The 22,331-nt window shown below is 40.4% G+C and carries 21 protein-coding genes; 5 read left to right on the top strand and 16 right to left on the bottom strand.

The features are described 5' to 3' along the window. Positions 1-10: 10 nt before the first annotated feature. From AC5EUN_RS01875 to AC5EUN_RS01800, 16 genes are all read right to left on the bottom strand, one after another. Positions 11-787 carry a helix-turn-helix domain-containing protein gene (locus AC5EUN_RS01875; RefSeq protein ID WP_130235008.1) on the bottom strand — a complete coding sequence of 259 codons (777 nt, stop codon included), beginning with the start codon at positions 785-787 and terminating at the stop codon, positions 11-13. After that, entirely contained in the window at positions 778-1,578 is an 801-nt protein-coding gene (pilW, locus tag AC5EUN_RS01870) for a type IV pilus biogenesis/stability protein PilW (protein ID WP_004697674.1), read from the bottom strand. Before pilW ends, AC5EUN_RS01875 begins: the two co-directional genes overlap by 10 nt. A 16-nt stretch (positions 1,579-1,594) precedes the next feature. After that, a complete protein-coding gene (rlmN, locus tag AC5EUN_RS01865; RefSeq protein WP_130235009.1) occupies positions 1,595-2,830 on the bottom strand; it encodes a dual-specificity RNA methyltransferase RlmN in 1,236 nt (411 codons plus the stop codon). Between the two features lie 122 nt (positions 2,831-2,952). Continuing rightward, entirely contained in the window at positions 2,953-3,384 is a 432-nt protein-coding gene (gene ndk, locus AC5EUN_RS01860; protein ID WP_004983508.1) for a nucleoside-diphosphate kinase, read from the bottom strand. Positions 3,385-3,494: 110 nt separating this feature from the next. Continuing rightward, on the bottom strand, positions 3,495-3,695 hold the full coding sequence (iscX, locus tag AC5EUN_RS01855) for a Fe-S cluster assembly protein IscX (protein WP_004697668.1): 201 nt from the start codon (positions 3,693-3,695) through the stop codon (positions 3,495-3,497). Between the two features lie 90 nt (positions 3,696-3,785). Further along, a complete protein-coding gene (locus AC5EUN_RS01850) occupies positions 3,786-4,337 on the bottom strand; it encodes a phosphatase PAP2 family protein (RefSeq protein WP_130235010.1) in 552 nt (183 codons plus the stop codon). A gap of 192 nt (positions 4,338-4,529) precedes the next feature. Continuing rightward, positions 4,530-5,810 carry a glycosyltransferase family 4 protein gene (locus tag AC5EUN_RS01845; protein WP_130235011.1) on the bottom strand — a complete coding sequence of 427 codons (1,281 nt, stop codon included), beginning with the start codon at positions 5,808-5,810 and terminating at the stop codon, positions 4,530-4,532. A gap of 81 nt (positions 5,811-5,891) precedes the next feature. Further along, a complete protein-coding gene (locus tag AC5EUN_RS01840; protein ID WP_213075192.1) occupies positions 5,892-6,362 on the bottom strand; it encodes a transposase in 471 nt (156 codons plus the stop codon). After that, on the bottom strand, positions 6,310-6,705 hold the full coding sequence (locus AC5EUN_RS01835) for a transposase family protein (RefSeq protein ID WP_039889777.1): 396 nt from the start codon (positions 6,703-6,705) through the stop codon (positions 6,310-6,312). Before AC5EUN_RS01835 ends, AC5EUN_RS01840 begins: the two co-directional genes overlap by 53 nt. 164 nt (positions 6,706-6,869) lie before the next feature. Then, positions 6,870-7,286, bottom strand: coding sequence for a hypothetical protein (locus AC5EUN_RS01830; protein ID WP_004983505.1), 417 nt, complete (start codon positions 7,284-7,286; stop codon positions 6,870-6,872). Positions 7,287-7,299: 13 nt separating this feature from the next. Further along, complete coding sequence (locus AC5EUN_RS01825; protein WP_131230607.1) at positions 7,300-9,603, bottom strand: fimbria/pilus outer membrane usher protein; 2,304 nt, start codon at positions 9,601-9,603, stop codon at positions 7,300-7,302. A 20-nt stretch (positions 9,604-9,623) separates the two neighbouring features. After that, positions 9,624-10,328 carry a fimbrial biogenesis chaperone gene (locus AC5EUN_RS01820; RefSeq protein WP_130235272.1) on the bottom strand — a complete coding sequence of 235 codons (705 nt, stop codon included), beginning with the start codon at positions 10,326-10,328 and terminating at the stop codon, positions 9,624-9,626. A 72-nt stretch (positions 10,329-10,400) separates the two neighbouring features. Further along, positions 10,401-10,913 (bottom strand): hypothetical protein, encoded by a 513-nt coding sequence (locus tag AC5EUN_RS01815; protein WP_130235271.1) that lies wholly within the window; start codon positions 10,911-10,913, stop codon positions 10,401-10,403. Positions 10,914-11,928: 1,015 nt separating this feature from the next. Beyond that, a complete protein-coding gene (gene ilvC / locus AC5EUN_RS01810; protein ID WP_004983494.1) occupies positions 11,929-12,945 on the bottom strand; it encodes a ketol-acid reductoisomerase in 1,017 nt (338 codons plus the stop codon). A 105-nt stretch (positions 12,946-13,050) separates the two neighbouring features. Beyond that, entirely contained in the window at positions 13,051-13,542 is a 492-nt protein-coding gene (ilvN, locus tag AC5EUN_RS01805; protein ID WP_004697653.1) for an acetolactate synthase small subunit, read from the bottom strand. Beyond that, complete coding sequence (locus tag AC5EUN_RS01800; RefSeq protein ID WP_010327538.1) at positions 13,539-15,266, bottom strand: acetolactate synthase 3 large subunit; 1,728 nt, start codon at positions 15,264-15,266, stop codon at positions 13,539-13,541. The genes ilvN and AC5EUN_RS01800 overlap by 4 nt, the downstream gene beginning before the upstream one ends. 769 nt (positions 15,267-16,035) lie before the next feature. Here AC5EUN_RS01800 and AC5EUN_RS01795 point away from each other — a divergent pair. The 5 genes from AC5EUN_RS01795 to AC5EUN_RS01775 all read left to right on the top strand — a co-directional run bounded on the left by AC5EUN_RS01795 (position 16,036) and on the right by AC5EUN_RS01775 (position 22,330). After that, positions 16,036-16,419 (top strand): DUF4124 domain-containing protein, encoded by a 384-nt coding sequence (locus AC5EUN_RS01795; RefSeq protein WP_130235270.1) that lies wholly within the window; start codon positions 16,036-16,038, stop codon positions 16,417-16,419. Positions 16,420-16,568: 149 nt separating this feature from the next. Beyond that, on the top strand, positions 16,569-19,190 hold the full coding sequence (gene leuS / locus AC5EUN_RS01790) for a leucine--tRNA ligase (RefSeq protein ID WP_130235269.1): 2,622 nt from the start codon (positions 16,569-16,571) through the stop codon (positions 19,188-19,190). A 178-nt stretch (positions 19,191-19,368) separates the two neighbouring features. Continuing rightward, entirely contained in the window at positions 19,369-19,878 is a 510-nt protein-coding gene (locus tag AC5EUN_RS01785) for an LPS-assembly lipoprotein LptE (RefSeq protein WP_130235268.1), read from the top strand. A 12-nt stretch (positions 19,879-19,890) separates the two neighbouring features. Next, positions 19,891-20,880 carry a DNA polymerase III subunit delta gene (gene holA / locus AC5EUN_RS01780; RefSeq protein ID WP_078388511.1) on the top strand — a complete coding sequence of 330 codons (990 nt, stop codon included), beginning with the start codon at positions 19,891-19,893 and terminating at the stop codon, positions 20,878-20,880. Positions 20,881-20,995: 115 nt separating this feature from the next. Further along, the gene (locus AC5EUN_RS01775) at positions 20,996-22,330 is read left to right on the top strand and encodes a MacA family efflux pump subunit (RefSeq protein ID WP_130235267.1); all 1,335 of its coding nucleotides are present in this window, start codon (positions 20,996-20,998) and stop codon (positions 22,328-22,330) included. Position 22,331: the final 1 nt, after the last annotated feature.

Genomic DNA, 22,331 nt, shown 5'->3' with positions numbered 1-22,331 from the left:
CTTGATCCCATTAACGTGACAAGCGGAAATCTGCTTTTCCACCGACGGTATATGGTGACAATGAAATACTTTCATTATTTAAGCTGAGTGACACAGCAGCAGCATCATCAATACGAATTTGAAAAGGTGTCTCGCCAGCAAGCTCAAGTGTAGAGGCTTGACGCCCTGTTGCCAGTACTTTCCCAGTTGAATCGACAATATGTACAGACGTAGGACGATTGAACTCAAGTTTCAACTGATCCCCTGTGGTTGCAGCAGCACCATTCATATTGATGATTTGTACATCAGATTCCATCTGCGGAGTCGCAGCCTCATCTGTACTGCCTGACCAATTCTGAATCATGCCGAACAACGCTGCCAAAATCGCAATTACAACAATCGCAATCAGTCCACGTTTCAACCATTTACGGTTACGGTCACGGTTAGAACCGGGTAATTTACCCATGATTTTAATCGGTGAATTATTCAATGCATGATTTGGCAATAGCCCCGTATCATTGGCATAAATGTCATCAAAACGCTGAATAATCGTAGTAGCATCCACTTTTAGGAACTTCGCATAAGTACGATAGTAACCTTTAATGAAGGTTGCTTCTGGAAGCGCTGTATATTCGTCCTGCTCAAGTGCAGTTAAAGTCTTGAGTGGAATATTCAACTCTTTGGCAACGTCGCTTAATTCACGTTTTTGTGTAATACGAATTTGACGAAGATAATCACCCGGACGTTGGATATTTCCTAAAGCATTGCTAGAACCATTCGATTGTGGTGAATTAGGATTTACTTCCATACGGCCTCAGTAGTGTACTGTAATTGCAAATAACGTTTGTATTCTTGACTGTCTGGATACAATGCACGTAACTGGTTGACCAGTACTTGCGAACCCATCGTGTCATGATTTGCTCGCGCAATTCGGATCCCAATCCAAAGCGCACGCGCATCTAAGTTTTTCTCGCCAACTGCTCGCACAAACTGTTCATAGTACTGCGTAGCTTCAGCATTTTGCTGACGTAAATATGAAATTTCCGCCATTTCGATCATGGCAAGATAGGCACCTGAGTTTACCTGTAGGGCTTGTTTAAAAGCTGCTTCTGCTTCCGCCACTCGACCTACTTGTAGATACGCACGACCTAAATTTTCCAATGCTCGATAACGTTGATCATACCCTAAAGTTGAACCTGCAACTTGAAGTTGATCAATCGCGTCATTATAACGCCCAATTTGATATAAATACGTACCGTAGTTGTTACGAGCCTGTGCATTTTTTGGCTCAGCCGCAATTGCATGCTTAAAATAACGCTCTGCCTTTTCCACATTTTGTGGACTGCCTTCACGCTGTAACAATACGCCCATCATCATATTTGCAGATGCATCACGAGAGTCGATGTCTAATGCCTGATCCAATGTACGTTTCGCAGCATCGTAATCATTCGACTTAATATATTCAGCCGCCAACTGCGTTCTAACTTGTACTGCTTTACTTGGATCACCTTTCGTATTCACGGTTTGGCAACCCACCAAGTACCACACTGACACTCCCAGTGTCAGCGCAAGGTAAAGTTTAGAAACGGGTTTTTTCAATTGGCATCCCCTTATATTATCCTTGTGAACGTAGAATCTCGTTTTTCTCTGCTACTTTCTTTTTCCACTGCTCAGCACGACGTGTTCGATCGGCCACTTGACCAACCAATTGTCCGCAGGCAGCATCAATATCATCACCACGCGTTTGACGAATCGTACACACAAATCCTGCATCAGACAAAGTTTTTTGGAAAGAAATAATGCGGTTGCGACTTGAACGACCATAAGGCGCGTGTGGAAATGGATTAAATGGAATTAAATTAATTTTACTTGGTAAGTTCTTCAACAGTTTAATCATCTGCTGCGCATGCTCAGGATGATCATTCACCCCATCCAACATCACATATTCAATGGTGACATGCTTACGTGCACTTTCATTACCATCTTTGGCGATATAACGTTGACATGCTGCAATCAGCTGTACCAATGGATATTTTTTATTGATTGGAACCAATTCATTCCGCAATTCATCATTTGGCGCGTGTAGGGAGATTGCCAATGCAACATCAATATCTTGTGCCAATTGATCAATTTTCGGCACTACACCTGAAGTCGATAAAGTCACACGGCGCTTAGACATGCCATAAGCAAAATCGTCTAGCATAATGCGCATTGAGCTCAATACGGCATCATAGTTGAGTAATGGCTCGCCCATCCCCATCATCACGACGTTGGTCACCGAGCGCTCACGCTCAGCTACAGGCACATCTTCCATATAAGAATAGTTTGCGACCCACAACTGGCCAATAATTTCATCTGGGTTTAAGTCGCGCTGAAAGCCTTGTTTACCGGTTGAACAGAATGAACAATCCAGTGCACAGCCTACTTGAGATGAAATACATAAAGTACGGCGCAAACCACTGCGATGCTCAGCAGGAATCAATACGGTTTCAACCAAAGAGCCTTCGCCCTCACCGACACGAAACACCCACTTACGCGTACCATCTTTAGAATAATTTTTATGCACCACTTCTGGCGCTTTAATTTCACAAAGTTTTTCAAGTTTTTCACGTAACTTGCCTGAGATATTGGTCATCTCTGCAAAATCAGTCACAAAAAACTGGTGAATCCATTTCATCACCTGTCCTGCGCGAAACTTTTTTTCTCCCATATCTTCGAAGAATTTTTCAAGCTGCGGACGTGACATGCCAAGTAAGTTCACTTTCGCAACAGAATTTTGCTGTGCAGGAGCGGATGGAGATTGTTGCTGTTCAGCCGAAACTGTAGAGACAGCGACCACTTCAGTACTCATGTGTATTACCTAAACCATGTCTAACGATGAAAGGAGAAGCTCAATAAACGAGCAGAAATTTATTCAGGGAATAAAAAAACCAGATAAGTATAATAACACTTATCTGGTTTGAATACTTCGAATTAACGAGTACGTGGAGCAATCTCAGTTTGAGCGAAGAAGTAGTTAACTTCACGATCAGCAGATGCTACAGAGTCAGAACCGTGAGCAGCATTTTCGTCGATGCTTACAGCGAAGTCAGCGCGGATAGTGCCTGGAGCAGCTTCTTTAGGGTTAGTTGCGCCAAGAATTTCGCGGTGAGCAAGAACTGCGTTTTCGCCTTCAAGAACTGAAACAACAACTGGACCAGAAGTCATGAACGCAACTAGGTCAGCAAAGAAACCACGTTCTTTGTGCTCTGCGTAGAAACCTTCAGCTTCAGTTTGAGTCAAGTGTTTCATTTTAGTTGCAACGATTTGAAGACCAGCTTTTTCAAAACGAGCAAAAATGTCACCGATGTGGTTTTTAGCAACTGCGTCTGGTTTTACGATAGATAAAGTACGTTCAATAGCCATGATTGGCTCCTTAAGTCAATGTAGACATGAAAATTTTGGCGCATTATACCGACATAATGCACAATTTTCTGCTTTTACTCTGTAAAAAGTTGCTTTTTTCGATACAAGGATTATCGCGCTTCGTCAATCCATGCCATTTGAATTGCTTCAAGCAAACCTTCAGTCGACTTGGTCGGATCATCACTAAAGTCTGGTAAGGCACACACCCAAGCATGTAAGTCTGTAAAGCGAATCCACTGCGGATCGACATCTGGATGAGCTTCATACAACTCAATAGCAATATCAATAGTGTCTGACCAACGTAAGCCCATGGTGGAGTCTCATCACAATGTAGAAGATGCTGTACTGTAGCAAACTCTGAAATTTAAGCGCTAGTTTGTTTGGGATAAAATTGGGCTTTTTTACAACACGATATTTAAAAATGGTGCACTACAAATTAAAGCGACGGCTACAACCGCACCTATAGCCGCTCCGACCAACACATCACTTGGATAATGTAGCCCTAAAATCATGCGTGACGCGGCAACCAAAACAGTAAAAGGCAACATGAGCACCAATAAAATTGGCTGTACAAAGCCTAATAACGTACTGACCATCACTGCATGTAAAGTATGACCCGAAGGAAAACTAAAGTGATCGAGAGGTCGCTCACCCATTCGAATCACTTGATGTACTTGATAGGGTCTTGGGCGAATAGTTTTGATTTTTAAGACTTTATAAATTAAAGTCCCGCACAATGAACCGAGAACCAAATACAGGATTTGCAAACTGTAGACCAATCCTTGCAACAACCAAGTTAAAGCCAACATCGTGTACCAAAAGATGCCATCTCCCAATCGACTGATCCGCTTAAAAAAATTAGCTACAGCATGCGAATGGGAGAAATGATTGAGATAGACACAGCCTTTTAAATCTAAATCTAATATTCTTATTTTTGCAGTTTTAAGATTCATACCACTTCTCCTTAACAACAATGTTGAAAGTTCAGCTGGAAAATCATTGTTATATGACGATTTAATTCATCAAAATCGCTTCTCGTTAAGCTCATATTAAAGGGTGTTTTTGACAGTTTGATGATTTAAATTAAAACCCATCAAAATTACCCAACTCATCTTTATCACTGACACTTTTAAAACAGCTATTGGTTAAGGTGCTGCCTTAATATTTGCCGCGTGATATAAGGCTTGCTCAAACTGTTTTACAGGATACTGCCAGCCCACACTTTCAATGTCCTGACGCGCTTGAGTTCCCATACATCTAAGCACCTTTTGCTCTGGCAACTGAATAATAGTTTGCATAAAGTGTGCCACTTGTCCAAAAGGACTCAACCACCCTGTTATACCTTGCTTGATATAACGCTGCGGACTGGCATAGTTATAGGCCACCACAGGTAAGCCACTGGCCATGGCTTCGAGTACCACATTACCAAAAGTCTCTATTTGACTAGCAAAAACAAAAGCATCTGCACTGGCGTAGACTTGAGCGAGTGACTGCCCTGTTAAGCTTCCCGTAAAAATAACATCTGAGCCATTTGCCATCTCAGTTAAGCGCTTGCGATCTGGCCCATCTCCCACAATCACCATTTTCAACTTGCGTGATTGCTGCTTCTTGATATTCAAATAGCTTTGAATGAGCACATCGACTTCTTTTTCTGGAGATAAACGCCCCACATATAACAGCACCGTAGTATTTGCATCTGCTTGCCAATGCTGACGCAATTGTTCTGAGCGGTGCTCTGGATGGAAGCGAGTTGTATCGACCCCTCGCCCAACCTCAACCAAAGGACAAGTCACCCCAAAGGCCTGGAGTTGATTTAACGTGGTTTCACTCGGCACACAGGTGAGTACCGTATGGTTATGAAACCAGCGAAGATAACTTTCAATCGGTTTGACCAGTAAAGCCAAATCAAAGAAGCGACTAAAGTCATGAAAAGTTGAATGAAAGCCACTCGACACTGGAATTTGATGTGCTTGAGCAGCATACAGTGCCGTCAACCCCAACGGTCCTTCCGTCACAATATGGACCACATCTGGTGCGAAGCGTTCAATCGCTTTGCTGACTTTCACATACTGTGGCATACCAAATTGCATGTCGGCATATTTAGGAATGCTCTTTGCCCAGACCAAACACTCCTGCTCTGCCTGAAAGTCGGTACATATGGTTTTTTGGATTGGGCGGATGAGCTGAATGCGATGCCCCAGTTTCTGCAAACCTTTACACAGTTGTAATAAAGAGTTCGCAACACCATTGATTTCTGGTGACCATGTTTCCGTCACGATGGTTATTTTTAACTTGGGTTTGAGGGTTTCTTCAAGGATAGAGAGTTCTTGCTGAATATTATGCTGATGTTGTTGCTTGAGATAAAACCGCTGAGGTTCTGGGAAATTGTGCTGTTTGAATAATTTTGTTGTCATTGAACCGATCATGTTATTCCAAACTTTTCTTATTTTCCTCCAAGTTTAATTAAACTATTTGACAGTTTGATGATAATAGACCTCTTTCATAAATCATTTTTTACTCAGTTCCAAATTATAGATCCCAGCAATTAGATTGAACCTCAATCCCAATCTTTTTCCTCGATTGCGATATCGCTCAGCAAGGATTTTGAAGGTTTTCAAACTGCCAAATACATGCTCAATGCCAATTCTTCTTTTGTTAATTTCTCGATTGTAAAGCTTTAACTCAGGATCTAGTTTGCAGCGTTTTTTTGCTTTTAATGGCAATAGGCTATTTCGATACACTGTGTAAATCCCTTGATAACCCTTATCTGCAAGTATAAAGGCACTTGCAGGAATCTGATTCAAATTGCGTTTGAAAAGTTCGAAATCATGTACAGCACCACGACTTGTGCATAAACTCAGAATTTGCTGAGTTTTATAATGAGCAATGGCTTGAACTTTGAAAGTATGTGCCTTCTTCTTACCACTATAGCTTTTCTTCTGTTTTTTTAGGCCTTTGTATTGGAATTTCTGTGGCATCTACGATCACCACATTCCAGTCAATACCTTCGCCTTCAGGCAAATGCTTTGGTAAATTAAATAAATTGGACTTGATGAGGCAGTCCTCTACATGGTGTACGATTCTTGAAGCAGTGGGCTCTGACACGCCATAACTTGTTGCGACATGGAATAATGTTCGGTATTCACGCCAATAGCTTAAGCATAAGAGAATCTGATCTTCTAGGCTTAATTTAGATGGTCTACCTTTGGCAGGAACATGCATTTTCAATTGCTCAACCATTAAATTAAAGGTTGACCATGAGATGCCGGTATATCGCTTAAACTGTGTTTCAGAAAGCTTCTTTGAATAGATGTATTTCATTCAAAGATTATGCCTGAATGTTTAAGATTCTTCGGTACAAATAATCAGCAATAGATAGGTCGTTTTTTGATTTATGAAAGAGATCTAATGAATGCAATAAAATAAAAAGACACCTATGATTAGTAGGTATCTTTTTACATATTAATAGTTTAAATGCCTAAAATTTAAAACATCAAATTAATATACAAGCTATCCTTATACACACCTGCTGGGGTTAAGGCAGTTGGGCGTTCCATCAATTGCACCAAGACTACAAACTTATTTTGCTCAGTTGCTGGTTGAGCAATAGGGCTATTCCAACGTGATGCACTTGCTCCTGAAATATTCATTTGAGTTCTCAATTTATAGTTTTTCTCATTGACTAAATAACTACTCCCTGTTGCATTAGTTAAATTACGCGAATTGAATTTAATCGCGTAATTACTATCGCAAGCCACTGAGAAAGAAGTTGCAGCTTGACTAAGATACGATGAACTTAGATTCAACTGGCTTGAAGTTAAACGCTCAATTTGACACTGTTTTGCATAAGCTATTGGGGTGGCCGCTACACAAAACAGCAGTATAATAATGTTCAGTTTCATGGCTCTACTCCATTTATTTACACTGAAGATCCAGTACTGATGAGTTGTCATCATTCTTAGTATCTGTAATTGTAAGTTCTGCCGAACAACTGCGTGCTTCTTTAGTTTTAATTTGTATCTTATATGTTCCCGGAATCAAACCATAAAGCGTTACGCTACCATCGGTAGAAATCGGATAAACCTCTCCTTCACCATTATTATCAATATAAAGCTCTGAACCAGCAGCAAAAGACCGATTGTTACTATCTACTGGCTTAACAGTGACTTGTTTCGCATGGAATACTGGGAAATTGATTATATAGCCGCGTTGATTTAAAGCTGTTAATTGTTTGCTTGAATACTGTATTTTATCTTCGATAGGTAGTTGATTTTGATCAAATGCAATGTCGTATTTAACATAAGGAATAACATCATGAATAAAGGCATACCCCTTTTTATTGGTTTTATCAACATAGGTCAGCGATCTTAAAATATCAATATCTTGGTAATCCCCTACTTTGACTAGAGTAAATGCATTATCAACCATTTTAGTAAAACTGATTTTATTACCCAACCAAACAACTGCTCCTCGATAATTTAACTGTGATTCACGATCTTCACGACCTTGCACATGATAGAAATCTAAATCTCCTACATCTGTTTTAACAACACCATTAAAGTTAAACATCGTGTCTTCACTACGACGGTTTACTCCAAGAGAATAATCGAAACCGACTTGATTGGAATCATATTTCACCAACTGGAGATTTGTATTTTGGTCAGCTGATTGACTAAAGTAAACGGACTTATTATCAAAACTGTAGCTAAGTGAAAGAATGCCGCCTGAGTCTTTCCTGTCACCAAAAGAGTTGAAATAGCTTAAACCAAATGAAATTCGACGACCAAAATTCCGATTAAACCCAACATTTATTACCTTTTGGTTACTATTAGGAAACTCAGGATATTCATAATATTTTTGTTCTGCATAGTTAATATTTAGATTATGTAAATAGGGCACATTACTCATACCAAAATATGCAAGATTTTCAAATTTTGGATAGTTAGAATTGGCACCTAACTCATCTCCTAAAAATTTAAAATCTTTTTCTGTATATTTTGAACTCGCCCCCATTGAAAATCGACCAAAGTCTTTACTTGCGGATAACCCATAGGAATAATTAAATTGGTTTTCATCATCATGAGAAGCAAGAACAACACTATCGAGAACAAAAATATTACTAATCGCTTGTGTCCACATGAACCCTATATTTTGTATATCTTTACTGTAAGATAAATTGCTTCCTAACGTAGTTGAGTTTGACATACCTCTGCGAAAATAAGTATTCACAAAGAAGTCCCTATAATCACTGCTATCCAAATTATAGTTATAACGAAGTTTACCTGCTGCAACACTATATTCATTCAAACCAGATCGTAATAGTCTATTGGTCACCATAATAGGAAAGCTTTGTACACTTCGATTCCCGAGTACATCCTCAACTACAATTTGCGCATTACCTGCTTGTTGGATTTGTGCCCCCATCAGTAAGTTATAATCACCAGGGCTCACCTTTTGATTATAAATATTTACGCCATTTATATATAAATCAACAGTAGAAGGAACGCGTGCACTCCCTTGTAAACTTGGCATATTCCAGTACACAAAATTTGGTCTTTCAGTGTAATTCGTCCCCCAATTTAAACCTGCAAAACGTAAAGAATTAATCAAAGGGTTATATGTAGTTGTAGTATCCCCTATCGTTAAGCGGGTCATATGTTTAGGAAATTCAAAATCGACACTACTACTCAGGCGAACCACCCGCTCATCAGTGGGGGTATTCTGATACAACATAGAGTTTTTCATGATCCAATAATCTTTGAAAACCCCTAGCTCCATAAGTCCACTATATGAGTTATTAGAATTACTAGTTGCATAAAGAAAATCATAATTTATGAAACCACCAAAACTGGCTTTTTCTGGAATAACACTTCCATTTAAGTTATTAAAATCAGATTCAAAAGAGTCTGTAGGAATAGTCAATTTAATGGATTGTGATGTGTCATCAAACGCTGACTGAATTACTCCTGATGACACTGAACAAAACTCTGGCCGAGAGGAGAGCGTTTTTAATTGGCTTGTTGTAATTTGACGTTCTGCCAGTATATTACATTCAATATAGTATTGATCGCCTTCTTTTAATAAGGCAACATCCGTATGATGATCTAAATCATTAATCCATAAATTTGCAATATTTTCTTCCAGCACAGCTTCACTGGCATTCACATTTAGTGCAAAAAAAATATGAATAACGATAAGTATTCTTATTTTCGTATTCATCGTAAACTCCCCACCTCAGACTAATCCGAGAATTTGAGTTCCACCATTTTATCGTTCTTATCAGTAAACAATTGAACATAATAATTTTTAGGATTTGATATTCGTGTATTGTTTAAATCATAAGACGTGCTTTTATTTGCAAGCAAATAACTCATAGTCTCCGTTTTAAAAACTTCTTTTTTATTAGCATCGACAATCTTCAAATTTGCAATTTGAATATGGGAATTCGCGTTATTTTTAACAACGAGTTTATTATTTTCTACATTAAATTTGAGCTTAACATCTTCTTGCTTTCCAACAAAGAGTGGTAAGTTAAAACTTACAAGAAAATTCACAGATGACTCTTTCACTGCCTGCGGAATCTCATCAACCATCACACGCCATGTACCTTCTTGCTGTCCACTTAAAATAGACTCAATGGGACGGTTAAAGCCCACACGAATAGTCTGTTTACCATTCGGCTGCAAAATAAAGTTTTTAGGATTAATAATTAAGGAGTTATCAGGCTCCAGTACGTTTTCGCCATTTTCTTTTTGCGTCCACTTAAATGCTTTTACTTCAAAAATTCTCTTCTCAGTTTCATCTTTAGATTCTAAGGTAAGTGTTGTGGTTCTTTGTTTTATTGGATTTTGAATATACATTTGGACTGGATCAACTGAAACACCAGCATTTGATACCGACATATAAAACATCGAAGACACCAAAATTGATATTATTCTTTTCATATTACACCCCTTATTATAATTTTAAAAAACCTAACCTGATACTGTAATCAAGTTAGGCTTAGTTTAACTAAATTAGTAGTAAACTTTAATTTTATAAGTATCGTTGTATGTACCCGCACGTTGGAATGCACCAACTGCTGCATTAGTTACCGAAACAGAATATTGATCGTCAGCTAGACCATTATGATTTGAATTACCAAATGGAATTACACCGCCACCTGTTTTATTTGTAACAATTGTTGTTGGTACACGAACACTGCCATCGTCCTCATGTTTAACATAAGTACTTGCACTTGTACCTGTGTTCGCTGTTTGAATGTTAAGTGTATAGTGCGTATTACTACGTACAGTATAATTTGAACTTTGTGTTCCACCATTTTTATTCAGCGTAATGGCACTACCGCCAAGCACTTCACATTTTTTAGGGATTTCTAATTTAATAGGAATATCTTTTTCACAACCTAGAGAAGTACAGTTCCCCCAGTTATAACTAGGGCGTGATGCTGTATCATCCTCTGCATAAAGGGCTGTAGAACCTGCACTCATTAGCGTTGCAACTAGCGATGCTTGTAGTAATTTATTCATAGCTACTCTCCGAGATTTTTCTTTTAAAACCTGATCAATTGTTATGGTTACCCTTAATTAAACTGGACCTTGTTTGGCTACCAAGCTTTTCTTAAGTGTGTTTTTATTCTAGTTGTTCTGTATAAAAAACCATCTATGCAGCCTTTTTCACTCAAATAGAGACCCAACTTTAAAACCTCAAAAAAGTAAAATTAAAATAATGTTTTTATTTATATTTTATTTATTCATTAACTTTGTAAATCCCTAAAAATAGTTACACTACTTTCAGTGATGCACAATTTTAGTGCTTTTTTATATTTTAAATAGATCTCTGTTTTATCTTAGAAATTTTCAATATTTCAAATTTACATTTAATTACATATTTGGGTGAATAATTTCTTAACCCGCTAAAAAATCCATTTTCCATCTTTTTTTTACTTTACATTTCTACTAATTATTCAATTTAGGTCGATCATCTCGCTAAAATTCAAAGTTTATTCACATGCTATTTACCCAATTTCAGTGATTGAACAATATGACTAAAATCACATAATCAAGCCTTAAATTTACATGACCTACTATTTTAGAAATCAAAAACTCACACTAAAAACCCAAACGTAATGATAGGTACACTTTTTTGAGAGTTTCATTTATTGCAATAAAGCCCATGGATACGTTATTAATCCAATAGTTTTTTGACAATATATGCTGCCCATATATCTAGCACTGAAATGGAATTCTCGTTGACTCCATATAACGATTTTGAACACGGGTAAGATCAACTTATAGCTGTGTACCTATAGCCATATCATGGCCCTATTTATACTCACATCTTTTTAATTAATAGCTTTGCCCTACATAAAATATAATAGTAGATCAATAAAAAACCCTGCCGAGGCAGGGTTTTAGTACTTAAAATCAGCTAGATCAGAAACTTAGTTCTTTTCTTTATCTACAATTTTGTTTGCTTAAATCTAAGGTACGAAAAAAAAGGGAAAGCATTGCTTTCCCTTTTTTAAAGGCACGTAACGTAACCTTAGTTCTTTTCTTTATCGACGATCTTGTTTGCCTGAATCCAAGGCATCATCGCGCGTAACTTACCACCTGTTACCTCAATACCATGCGCTGCGTTTTGACGACGACGCGCAGTCATTGATGGGTAGTTCAACGCACCTTCGTTAATAAACATCTTCGCGTATTCACCAGATTGAATACGTTTAAGTGCATTGCGCATCGCTTCACGAGACTGTTCGTTGATTACTTCAACGCCAGTTACGTACTCACCATATTCAGCGTTGTTTGACACTGAATAGTTCATGTCCGCGATACCACCTTCAAACATCAAGTCAACGATTAACTTAAGTTCGTGTAAGCATTCGAAGTAAGCCATTTCAGGTGCATAACCTGCTTCTACCAAAGTTTCGAAGCCCATTTTCACAAGTTCTACCGCACCACCACAAAGAACTGCTTGCTCACCAAATAAGTCAGTTTCAGTTTCTTCACGGAAAGAAGTCTCGATAATACCTGTACGACCACCACCTACGCCTGAAGCATAAGAAAGTGCTAGGTTACGTGCATTACCAGACGCATCTTGATGAATCGCGATTAAGTCAGGAACGCCTGAACCACGTTGGTATTCAGAACGTACAGTATGGCCTGGTGCTTTTGGTGCAACCATGATTACGTCAAGATCAGCACGTGGAACTACTTGGTTGTAAAGAACAGAGAAACCATGAGCAAATGCTAAAGTCGCGCCTTCTTTGATGTTTGGCTCAATCACGTCACGGTAAAGTTGTGATTGAAATTCATCTGGAGTCAAGATCATGACTACGTCAGCTTGTGCTACAGCAGCAGGAACTTCAGCAACTTTAAGACCTGAATTTTCAGCTTTTTTCCAAGAAGTAGAACCAGCGCGTAAACCTACAGTTACGTCTACACCAGAATCTTTAAGGTTAAGCGCGTGTGCGTGGCCTTGTGAACCGTAACCAATGATCGCTACTTTCTTAGATTGGATGATAGATAAGTCGCAGTCTTTATCGTAAAAAATTTGCATTGCTGTCTCCGCTAAAATGCTTGGTATTCTGTAATTCCATCAAGGGATTTATTGTTTGATGAAATCCCCCTCTTACTCAAAAGGAGGTTGAATCGTGTTAAATAATTAAATGGTTAAAACTTTTTCGCCGCGCGCGATGCCTGAAACACCAGAGCGTACAACTTCAAGAATGGTGTTCTCTGCTAATGCATCAATAAAACCATCAATTTTTTCAGTCGTACCTGCGATTTGAATGGTATAGGTCGTTGGAGTGACATCAACAATTTGCGCACGGAAAATGTCCGCAGTTCGTTTGATTTCAGCACGTGCCGAGCCAAGTGATTTGACTTTAATCAACATCAACTCACGTTCAATGTGCGCACCTTCAGACAAATCAACCACTTTCACCACTTCAACCAATTTGTTGAGCTGTTTGGTGATTTGTTCAATTTTATGGTCATCGCCATAAGTCGTTAATGTCAAACGAGATAAAGTCGGATCTTCGGTTGGCGCAACGTTTAAAGTCTCAATGTTATAACCACGTTGAGAGAATAAACCCACCAAACGAGAAAGCGCACCAGCTTCGTTTTCTACAAGTACAGAGATAATGTGTCTCATGACGTGCGCTCCCCTTTACCTAACCACATATCTTGCATTGACTGACCTGCGATAAGCATTGGATAAACATGCTCTGTACGGTCAACCATCACATTAATAAATACACATTTATCATTGATCGCCATTGCTTCAGCAAGCTTCGACTCTAGCTCATCCGCATGGTCAATTTGGATGCCAACATGACCATATGCTTCCATTAATTTAGGGAAGTCAGGCAATGAATCGATATAAGAACTTGAGTGACGTCCTTCATAGTTCATATCTTGCCACTGCTTCACCATCCCTAAAGCTTGGTTATTCAAGCAGAGGATTTTTACGTTTAGACCATATTGCTTACACGTCGAAAGCTCTTGGATACACATCTGAATCGATGCTTCACCTGTGATACACACTACTTGTTGGTCAGGGAAAGCCAATTTCGCCGCCATCGCATAGGGTAAACCAACACCCATGGTACCTAGGCCACCTGAGTTAATCCATTGGCGTGGACGTTTATACTTATAATAGTTCGCACCAAACATTTGATGCTGACCTACGTCAGAAGTAATGATCGCATCACCATTGGTGATTTTATCCAACGCTTCCACCACTTGTTGTGGTTTCATTACCCCATTTGCACCTGACTCATAACGCATGCCATGAACTTTACGCCATTCATTGATTTGCGCCCACCAAGCAGCCATGTCTTCAGGATTTGGTTTAGACACATTCATTTGTTTCAACTGTGTCAACATTTCTTGAAGGACAGGCTCTACCGCACCCACGATCGGGATATGCGCCATGATGGTTTTTGAAATCGTCGCAGGGTCGATATCAATATGAATCACTTTGGCATTTGGACAGAATTTTGCTGGATTATTGGTTACACGGTCATCGAAACGCGCACCGATACACAAAATAACATCAGCATTGTGCATAGTCATATTGGCTTCATAGGTACCATGCATACCCAACATGCCAATAAACTGCGGATCATTGCCAGGAAAGGCACCAAGCCCCATCAAGGTATTGGTGACTGGGAAGCCCAAAATATGTGCCAGTTCAGTTAACTGAGCAGAAGCATTACCTTGAACCACGCCACCGCCAGTATAAATCACAGGACGTTTAGCGTGAATCAGCTCTTCAATCGCTTTACGAATTTGACCTGAGTGACCACGATGCGGCGGTTGATACGAACGCATCTTCACTTTTTCTGGGTATTCGTAAGCAAATTTCTCAGCAGGATTGGTTGCATCTTTTGGAATATCGACCACAACTGGACCCGGACGACCAGAAGCTGCAATATAAAATGCCTTCTTAATAATCGAAGGAATTTCGCTGGCATGGCGCACTTGGAAACTATGTTTTACGATCGGACGAGAAATACCGACCATATCTGTTTCTTGGAATGCATCTTCACCAATTAAATGTGACGCAACCTGACCTGACAAAATCACCATTGGGATTGAGTCCATATAAGCCGTTGCAATTGGAGTCACAGTATTGGTTGCACCCGGACCTGAAGTCACGAGGACCACACCCGTCTTACCTGTTACGCGTGAGTAAGCATCTGCCATATGACCAGCAGCTTGTTCATGGCGCACGAGGTAATGATTGATTTTGTCTTGTTGAAAGAACGCGTCGTAGATATGTAAAACTGCGCCGCCTGGATATCCAAATACATGTTCAACGCCTTCGTCCGCCAATGCGCGAACGAGCATTTCACCACCAGATAAAAGTTCCAACGTGATTCACCCTAATCTTTATCACTGCAATGGTGGAAGGCACCAGCAGTGTTTCATTCATTGATTGTCTGCACTGTTATAGCACACATATTTCTTAGTTTTCATAGCAATAGGAAAAAATTCTGATCTGTATGCTGTTTGAGCAATATGAGATCTAAAACATGTTGGGATAAACACATTTTTTTACTTTGTTCACGGTCTCGGCTAGAAAGCGTGTCCATTGCATGAAATGACACTTTATCGAAGGGTGATCGAGTAAAGGCATATAAAACTAAAGACAGCATTTTTAGGAGTTTCGTGACTAATGTCAAGTTTAAAAATTAGCTTTTTTTTGTTTATTTACAGAGCGTTTGTTTTTTATTCATCACGGACAAAGAAAACTGAGCTGCTTTTTCTTAGTTTTTTAGTGCAAAAACAAATAGATTTCTATTTCACTGAATTTATTAATAAAAAAACATAATAAAACCCATAAATAAGTTTAATAAGATATTCACCCAAATTTAAATCCAACATCTATCTCAGATTTTTTCAGTTTTAAATATAGATCAGCATTTATACATCAGGTTTTAGCATAACCTTCTTATTTTCATACTGTGCCATAACGCATATTTCACACTTTAAACTGAGGATTTGACCTGCAAAATATTTCAAAAAACTCAGATGAAAAACGCATCAAACACTGCTTATTGCTCTAAAATTGGCATAAAATAACGACAACGATAAACCCGATAAAATCCAATGACTACGGATATAAAAAGGACAATGGTAGATGAGTATTCAGTTTGCAAGAATAGCAGCATGTTTGGTGGGGATGGGGCTTGCAATGAGCAGCACACAAAGCTTTGCTAAAACTTATTATAAGTGGGTCGATAATCAAGGCTCGACACATTACACTACGACGCCTCCACCTAAAACAGCAAAGAAAAAAGGCAAAGTCGATACCTATGGTTGGAAAAATTCGCCACAAGCTGCGTCATCGGAAGCACCACCACCTGCCAATATGCCGAATAACATACCAGCTCCCCCCAATGCTGTACCGAGTACTGCCCCAGCAGCACCAGCGATTGAGTTAGAAAATCAACGACGTGAAGCGAATGAAGCACTTGAACGTGGACAACAAGCTCGCCCTGCTGAAGTACAATCTGATAGATAACAACTTTCTCTACACCAGCTCATGAAGTAATTCTCATTATCTTGAGACTGCTGCATTTTATAATTTATCTCAGGCGCAAAATTCACTTTTAGGTGCATTTTGCGCTATGCTGTGCAACAAACTTTTTAACCATTGTTCTACATACGTATATGACTACTCACATTGACCCTGAATATCAAGCGAGCGCGATTGAACCTACCGTCCAACAAGACTGGGAAGCTCGTAAAGCCTTTAAAGTTGCCGACTCTGTAGAAGGTCCACGTCGTTATATTCTCTCGATGTTCCCTTATCCAAGTGGCAAACTGCATATGGGTCATGTGCGTAACTACACCATTGGTGATGTCATCAGCCGTTTCCACCGTCTCAAAGGGGAAACCGTTCTGCAACCGATGGGTTGGGATGCTTTTGGTTTACCTGCTGAAAACGCTGCGATTGCACACCAAGTTGCACCTGCAAAATGGACCTTTGAAAACATCGCATATATGCGTGACCAATTAAAAAAATTAGGTCTATCAGTTGATTGGGATCGTGAATTTGCAACGTGTACCCCTGAATACTACCGCTGGGAACAGTGGTTGTTCGTGCAACTTTATAAAAAAGGCCTTATTTACCGTAAGTTATCTACCGTAAATTGGGATCCTGTGGATCAGACTGTACTTGCCAATGAACAAGTTGAAAATGGTCGTGGCTGGCGTTCAGGTGCATTGGTTGAAAAACGTGATATTCCAATGTACTACTTCCGCATCACCGACTATGCACAAGAATTATTAGACGATTTAGATACCTTAAAAGACGGTTGGCCACAGCAAGTCTTGACCATGCAACGCAACTGGATTGGTCGTTCACAAGGGATGGATATTACCTTCCCTTCTGCAAATCCTGACGTATATGCAGATGGCTTAACAGTATTTACAACACGTGCTGACACCTTAATGGGTGTGACTTATGTTGCTGTTGCAGCAGAACATCCAATGGCGCTGAAAGCTGCGGAAAATAATGCTGAACTTAAAGCATTTATTGAAGAATGCCGTATGGGTTCTGTGGCTGAAGCTGACCTTGCCACTGCTGAAAAGAAAGGCATGGCAACAGGTCTGTCTGTAAAGCATCCTGTCACTGGCGAAGCAGTTCCTGTTTGGATTGCCAACTACGTGTTGATGTCTTATGGCTCTGGCGCAGTGATGGCTGTACCTGCACACGACGAACGTGATTTTGAATTTGCCAATAAATACGGCTTAACCATCAAACAAGTGATTGATGCTCAAGGTGCAGACGATGCAGACTTTGATGCTGCACAATGGCAAGAATGGTACGGCTCTAAAGAGGGTAAATTGGTCAATTCTGCTGAATTTGACGGTTTAGACTTTCAAGCTGCTTATGATGCGTTCCTTGCAAAATTAGAACCAACAACTCTTGCAAGCACCAAAGTTCAGTTCCGTTTACGTGACTGGGGTGTATCGCGTCAACGTTATTGGGGTTGCCCAATTCCAATGATCAACTGTGAAAAATGTGGTCAGGTTCCTGTACCTGAAGAGCAACTTCCAGTGGTCTTACCAACTGATGTCGTACCTGATGGCTCGGGTAACCCATTGAACAAGATGCCTGAATTCTACGAAACCAAATGCCCAAGTTGTGGTGGCGATGCACGTCGTGAAACCGATACCTTGGACACCTTTGTAGAATCATCTTGGTACTATGCACGTTATGCATCTCCTGATTTTACTGATGGTTTAGTTAAGCCTGAAGCTGCTCAAACATGGCTTCCTGTAAACCAATACATCGGTGGTGTTGAACATGCGATTCTGCACTTACTTTATGCACGCTTCTTCCACAAGTTAATGCGTGATGAAGGTGTAGTACAAGGCAATGAACCATTTACCAACCTGTTAACTCAAGGTATGGTTTTGGCAGACACTTATTACCGTGAAGCTGAATCAGGCAAGAAAACTTGGTTTAACCCTGCGGATATCGACCTCGAACGTGATGAAAAAGGTCGTATTCTGTCTGCGAAATACCAAGGTGATGGTCAGGACGTGATTGTTGGCGGCCAAGAGAAAATGTCGAAGTCGAAAAATAACGGTATCGACCCACAAGCCATTATTGATCAGTACGGTGCAGATACAGCACGTGTATTCATGATGTTTGCTGCTCCACCAGATCAATCTCTTGAATGGTCTGATGCGGGTGTGGAAGGCGCAAACCGTTTCTTGAAACGTGTATGGCGTTTGGTTGCAAGTTTCCTTGAAAAAGGTAATGCAGCCTCTGTTATTGATACCGCTCAATTGTCTACAGAAGCACAAGACTTACGTCGTAAAACGCATGAAACCATTCAAAAAGTGGGTGATGACATCGAACGCCGCCATGCCTTTAACACGGCTATTGCAGCGATGATGGAACTGTTAAATGCGAACAACAAGTTTGAAGCGAAAAATGATAACGATATTGCGGTTGCTCGTGAATCGATTACGACGCTTTTAACTTTACTTGCGCCATTTGCACCACATTTAAGCCAAACTTTATTGGCTGAATTTGGACTGGACTTAACCAGCGTGTTGTTCCCGACTGTAGACGAATCTGCACTCACACGTAATACGCAAACGATTGTGGTTCAAGTGAATGGTAAACTACGTGGCAAACTAGAAGTGTCTGTAGATACATCGAAAGATGAATTGCTTGCACTGGCTAAAGCATTGCCAGAAGTTCAACAATTCTTGACAGGTCCAACCAAGAAAGAAATTGTTGTGCCAAATAAATTAGTGAATTTGGTGGTTTAACTTAATCTCCCTGACTCCCTCTTTATTAAAGAGGGGAACTCCTCCCTTTTCAAAGGGAGGTCGGGAGGGATTTCTAAACAAAACCCAAACAAAGCCCGTTGCCAGTCAACGGGCTTTGCACATACAATCACGACATATTATTTTTCTTTTATCAAAAAGAGCAAACAGAGGACAACACATGCATTTAGGCAAACGTTTGGCAGCTATTGTTTTAACTTGTGGCCTAAGTGCTGGCTTGGTCGGGTGTGGCTTTCATTTAAAAGGCACCAATCCAAGCGCAACGCCGATTGCTTATTCAAAAATGAATTTGGTGCTTCCGAAGAACACCGATGAATTACATGAAAAATTGGCCATTTATTTGGGTGCGTCTGGTGTACAGCTGAGCAGTGGTTCAGATGCCTATGTGCTTCGCGTGCTAGACTATAAACCGCAGCGTTTAGAGCTGAACGGTAAACTGATTGAAGTATTACTACGCCTCAATGTCACCTTCCGTATTGAAGATGCACAAGGCCGTCCAATCACTGAACCACGCACCGTAGTCGCATCACGTAGTTATCAATACAACGTTGAAACGGTCAATACCGATGACCAAGAGAAAAACTATCTGAATCAAGTCATCGTGGATGATGTCGCGCAGCAAATTGTGCGTCAAATTTCATCGAACCGTCTACCACCTGCACAGCAGTAAGGTTTATTAACAATGAAACTTGACTATTTGCAAGCCTTAAAACGTGTCGATGAAGCTCGTGGCGCGTGGATTATGCAAGGTCAAGAGCCATTGCTTGAACAAAACTTACTGGATGCATTTCGAGCAAGTTGGCAAAAGCAAGAGATTGAACGACAACGGCATGACATCAGTAATGTCAATGACTGGAAAAATGTCTTTAATGCGCTCAACAGCTTGTCCTTGTTTTCAAGCCAGCTTGCCATTGAAGTTCATGGCAATATTAAACCCGATGCTAACGCTTTAAAGTTGCTAAAAAGCTATATCCAAAGCAATGAACAGAACTTGCTTTTGGTGGTGATGCCAAAACAGGACAGCGCCAGCCTAAAAACGGGCTTTTTCCAAACGGTTGAAGCCAATGGAGTGCATGTTGCCCTGACCGCGAATTATCCGCGTGATCGTCAGCAGATTTTAAGCATTGAAGCAGATAAGCTTGGGGTTAAACTGAGTCAGGATGCATGGCAGTGGCTAGAACAACACCATGAACACAACTTACTTGCAGCTAAAAATAGCTTAATGCGTGTCAGCGACACCTTTGCCGAGGTCGAGCTGATTCAGATTGATCATTTACATGCCTGCTTACAAGATCAGTCCCGCTATAGTACTTTCGATTTGAGTGATGCTCTGCTCGAAGGCAATCTGGCGCAATCGATTAAAATTTACCAATACCTGATTGCCTCAGGTGAACCCCTCAGTCTGATTTTGTGGAGCATAAGCAAAGAAATGCGTTTACTCATGCAACTGTTTGAGCAACCGCAAAATGCACTACAACTAGGGATTTGGAAGAATAAAGTCAGCGTCTATCAACAAGCATTACGTCGACTGAATCCGCAGTGCTTTTTAACGTGGCCCAGTCTCCTGCTTCGCATTGATGCTTCGATCAAAGGTTTGGGGCATGAAAATGCTGAACATGTCGTGATGCAAGCCATTGCAACGCTGTGTGGAAAATCACTCTTTCCCGCTTAAATTACCGCAACGAGTCTTTTAAAAATAATAATCATTTCTATTTGTTCAAAAAATTCACGATTTATCCGTATTTCGCTTTTATACTATCTGCAATTCTGTTTACTCCCTGATTCCAATGCAAAAAATAAAAGCTGTCAAAATGGTTATCGCGGTACTGTGTGTTGCCGTACTTGCTTATGTCGCGTGGACATATTTCAAACCAAAACAAGAACAACCACAATATATTAGCGAATCTGTCACTCGTGGTGATCTTGAAAATACGGTATTGGCGACAGGTACTTTAGATGCAACCAAACTGGTGAGTGTAGGCGCACAGGTCTCAGGTCAAGTACAGAAAATGTATGTGCAACTGGGTGATGAAGTTAAACAAGGTCAATTGATTGCGCAGATTGATTCAACCACTCAAGAAAACAGCTTCAAAACAGCAGAAGCCAATATTAAAAATTTGCAAGCGCAGCGTCTACAACAAGAAGCCAGTCTTAATGAGGCGCAACTGGCATATAAACGTCAACAACAAATGTATGCACAAGATGCTACATCAAAAGCAGAATTAGAATCGGCTGAGGCCAGCTATAAAACAGCACAAGCACAAATTAAAGCCATTGATGCACAGATTGAATCTGCAAAAGTAACCAAGTCGACTGCACAAACCAATATCGGTTATACCCGCATTGTGGCACCGACTGACGGTACCGTGGTGGCGATCGTGACTGAGGAAGGTCAAACTGTAAATGCCAATCAAAGTGCGCCAACTATTGTTAAAATTGCAAAATTGCAAAACATGACCATTAAGGCGCAGGTCAGTGAAGCGGACATCATGAAAGTTGAAAAAGGCCAACCGGTGTATTTCACCACTTTAGGTGATGACAGCAAGCGTTATGCTAGCCTACGTCAAGTTGAGCCCGCGCCAGACTCGATTACCGATGAAAGTACCACCAGCACATCAACCAGCACCGCAATTTACTACAATGCTCTATTTGATGTACCCAACCATGATGGCAAGCTACGTATTGATATGACTGCACAAGTCTACATCGTGCTCGATTCTGCAAAAAATGCGTTATTAGTCCCTTCTTCTGCAATTTCCAATCGTCCTGCAAATGCAAAACGTAACAGTGGTTCAAATACGCAAGCAGCGTCATCTACACAAACCAAATCGGACTCAGACCGTCCACAAGGTCCACGTCTTGAACGTCTAAATTTAAATGCAGCACAACAACAATTGGTTAAAGAAGGTAAAGCTACGCTGAGCGTAGTTCGTGTCTTACAAGCGGACGGCTCAGCTCAACCCAAACAAATTTTGGTGGGGATCAATAACCGTGTCAATGCACAGGTGCTTGCAGGCTTAAAAGAAGGTGATCAAGTGGTGATTGCAGACAGTTCAGAGAACTCTGCGGCTTCTGCCAATAGCAGCAACCGCCGTCGTAACAGTCCACCGATGGGAATGTAAG

Source organism: Acinetobacter sp. CAU_H_S170_2, from assembly GCF_058890445.1.
This window is presented reverse-complemented; position numbering and strand designations above follow the sequence as displayed.

Excerpts from the sequence above, each read along its gene's own strand:
- AC5EUN_RS01875 (WP_130235008.1), bottom strand. The coding sequence starts at position 787 with ATGGAAGTAAATCCTAATTCACCACAATCGAATGGTTCTAGCAATGCT.
- rlmN (WP_130235009.1), bottom strand. The coding sequence starts at position 2,830 with ATGAGTACTGAAGTGGTCGCTGTCTCTACAGTTTCGGCTGAACAGCAA.
- ndk (WP_004983508.1), bottom strand. The coding sequence starts at position 3,384 with ATGGCTATTGAACGTACTTTATCTATCGTAAAACCAGACGCAGTTGCT.
- iscX (WP_004697668.1), bottom strand. The coding sequence starts at position 3,695 with ATGGGCTTACGTTGGTCAGACACTATTGATATTGCTATTGAGTTGTAT.
- AC5EUN_RS01850 (WP_130235010.1), bottom strand. The coding sequence starts at position 4,337 with ATGAATCTTAAAACTGCAAAAATAAGAATATTAGATTTAGATTTAAAA.
- AC5EUN_RS01845 (WP_130235011.1), bottom strand. The coding sequence starts at position 5,810 with ATGATCGGTTCAATGACAACAAAATTATTCAAACAGCACAATTTCCCA.
- AC5EUN_RS01840 (WP_213075192.1), bottom strand. The coding sequence starts at position 6,362 with ATGCCACAGAAATTCCAATACAAAGGCCTAAAAAAACAGAAGAAAAGC.
- AC5EUN_RS01835 (WP_039889777.1), bottom strand. The coding sequence starts at position 6,705 with ATGAAATACATCTATTCAAAGAAGCTTTCTGAAACACAGTTTAAGCGA.
- AC5EUN_RS01830 (WP_004983505.1), bottom strand. The coding sequence starts at position 7,286 with ATGAAACTGAACATTATTATACTGCTGTTTTGTGTAGCGGCCACCCCA.
- AC5EUN_RS01825 (WP_131230607.1), bottom strand. The coding sequence starts at position 9,603 with ATGAATACGAAAATAAGAATACTTATCGTTATTCATATTTTTTTTGCA.
- AC5EUN_RS01820 (WP_130235272.1), bottom strand. The coding sequence starts at position 10,328 with ATGAAAAGAATAATATCAATTTTGGTGTCTTCGATGTTTTATATGTCG.
- AC5EUN_RS01815 (WP_130235271.1), bottom strand. The coding sequence starts at position 10,913 with ATGAATAAATTACTACAAGCATCGCTAGTTGCAACGCTAATGAGTGCA.
- ilvC (WP_004983494.1), bottom strand. The coding sequence starts at position 12,945 with ATGCAAATTTTTTACGATAAAGACTGCGACTTATCTATCATCCAATCT.
- ilvN (WP_004697653.1), bottom strand. The coding sequence starts at position 13,542 with ATGAGACACATTATCTCTGTACTTGTAGAAAACGAAGCTGGTGCGCTT.
- AC5EUN_RS01795 (WP_130235270.1), top strand. The coding sequence starts at position 16,036 with ATGAGTATTCAGTTTGCAAGAATAGCAGCATGTTTGGTGGGGATGGGG.
- leuS (WP_130235269.1), top strand. The coding sequence starts at position 16,569 with ATGACTACTCACATTGACCCTGAATATCAAGCGAGCGCGATTGAACCT.
- AC5EUN_RS01785 (WP_130235268.1), top strand. The coding sequence starts at position 19,369 with ATGCATTTAGGCAAACGTTTGGCAGCTATTGTTTTAACTTGTGGCCTA.
- holA (WP_078388511.1), top strand. The coding sequence starts at position 19,891 with ATGAAACTTGACTATTTGCAAGCCTTAAAACGTGTCGATGAAGCTCGT.
- AC5EUN_RS01775 (WP_130235267.1), top strand. The coding sequence starts at position 20,996 with ATGCAAAAAATAAAAGCTGTCAAAATGGTTATCGCGGTACTGTGTGTT.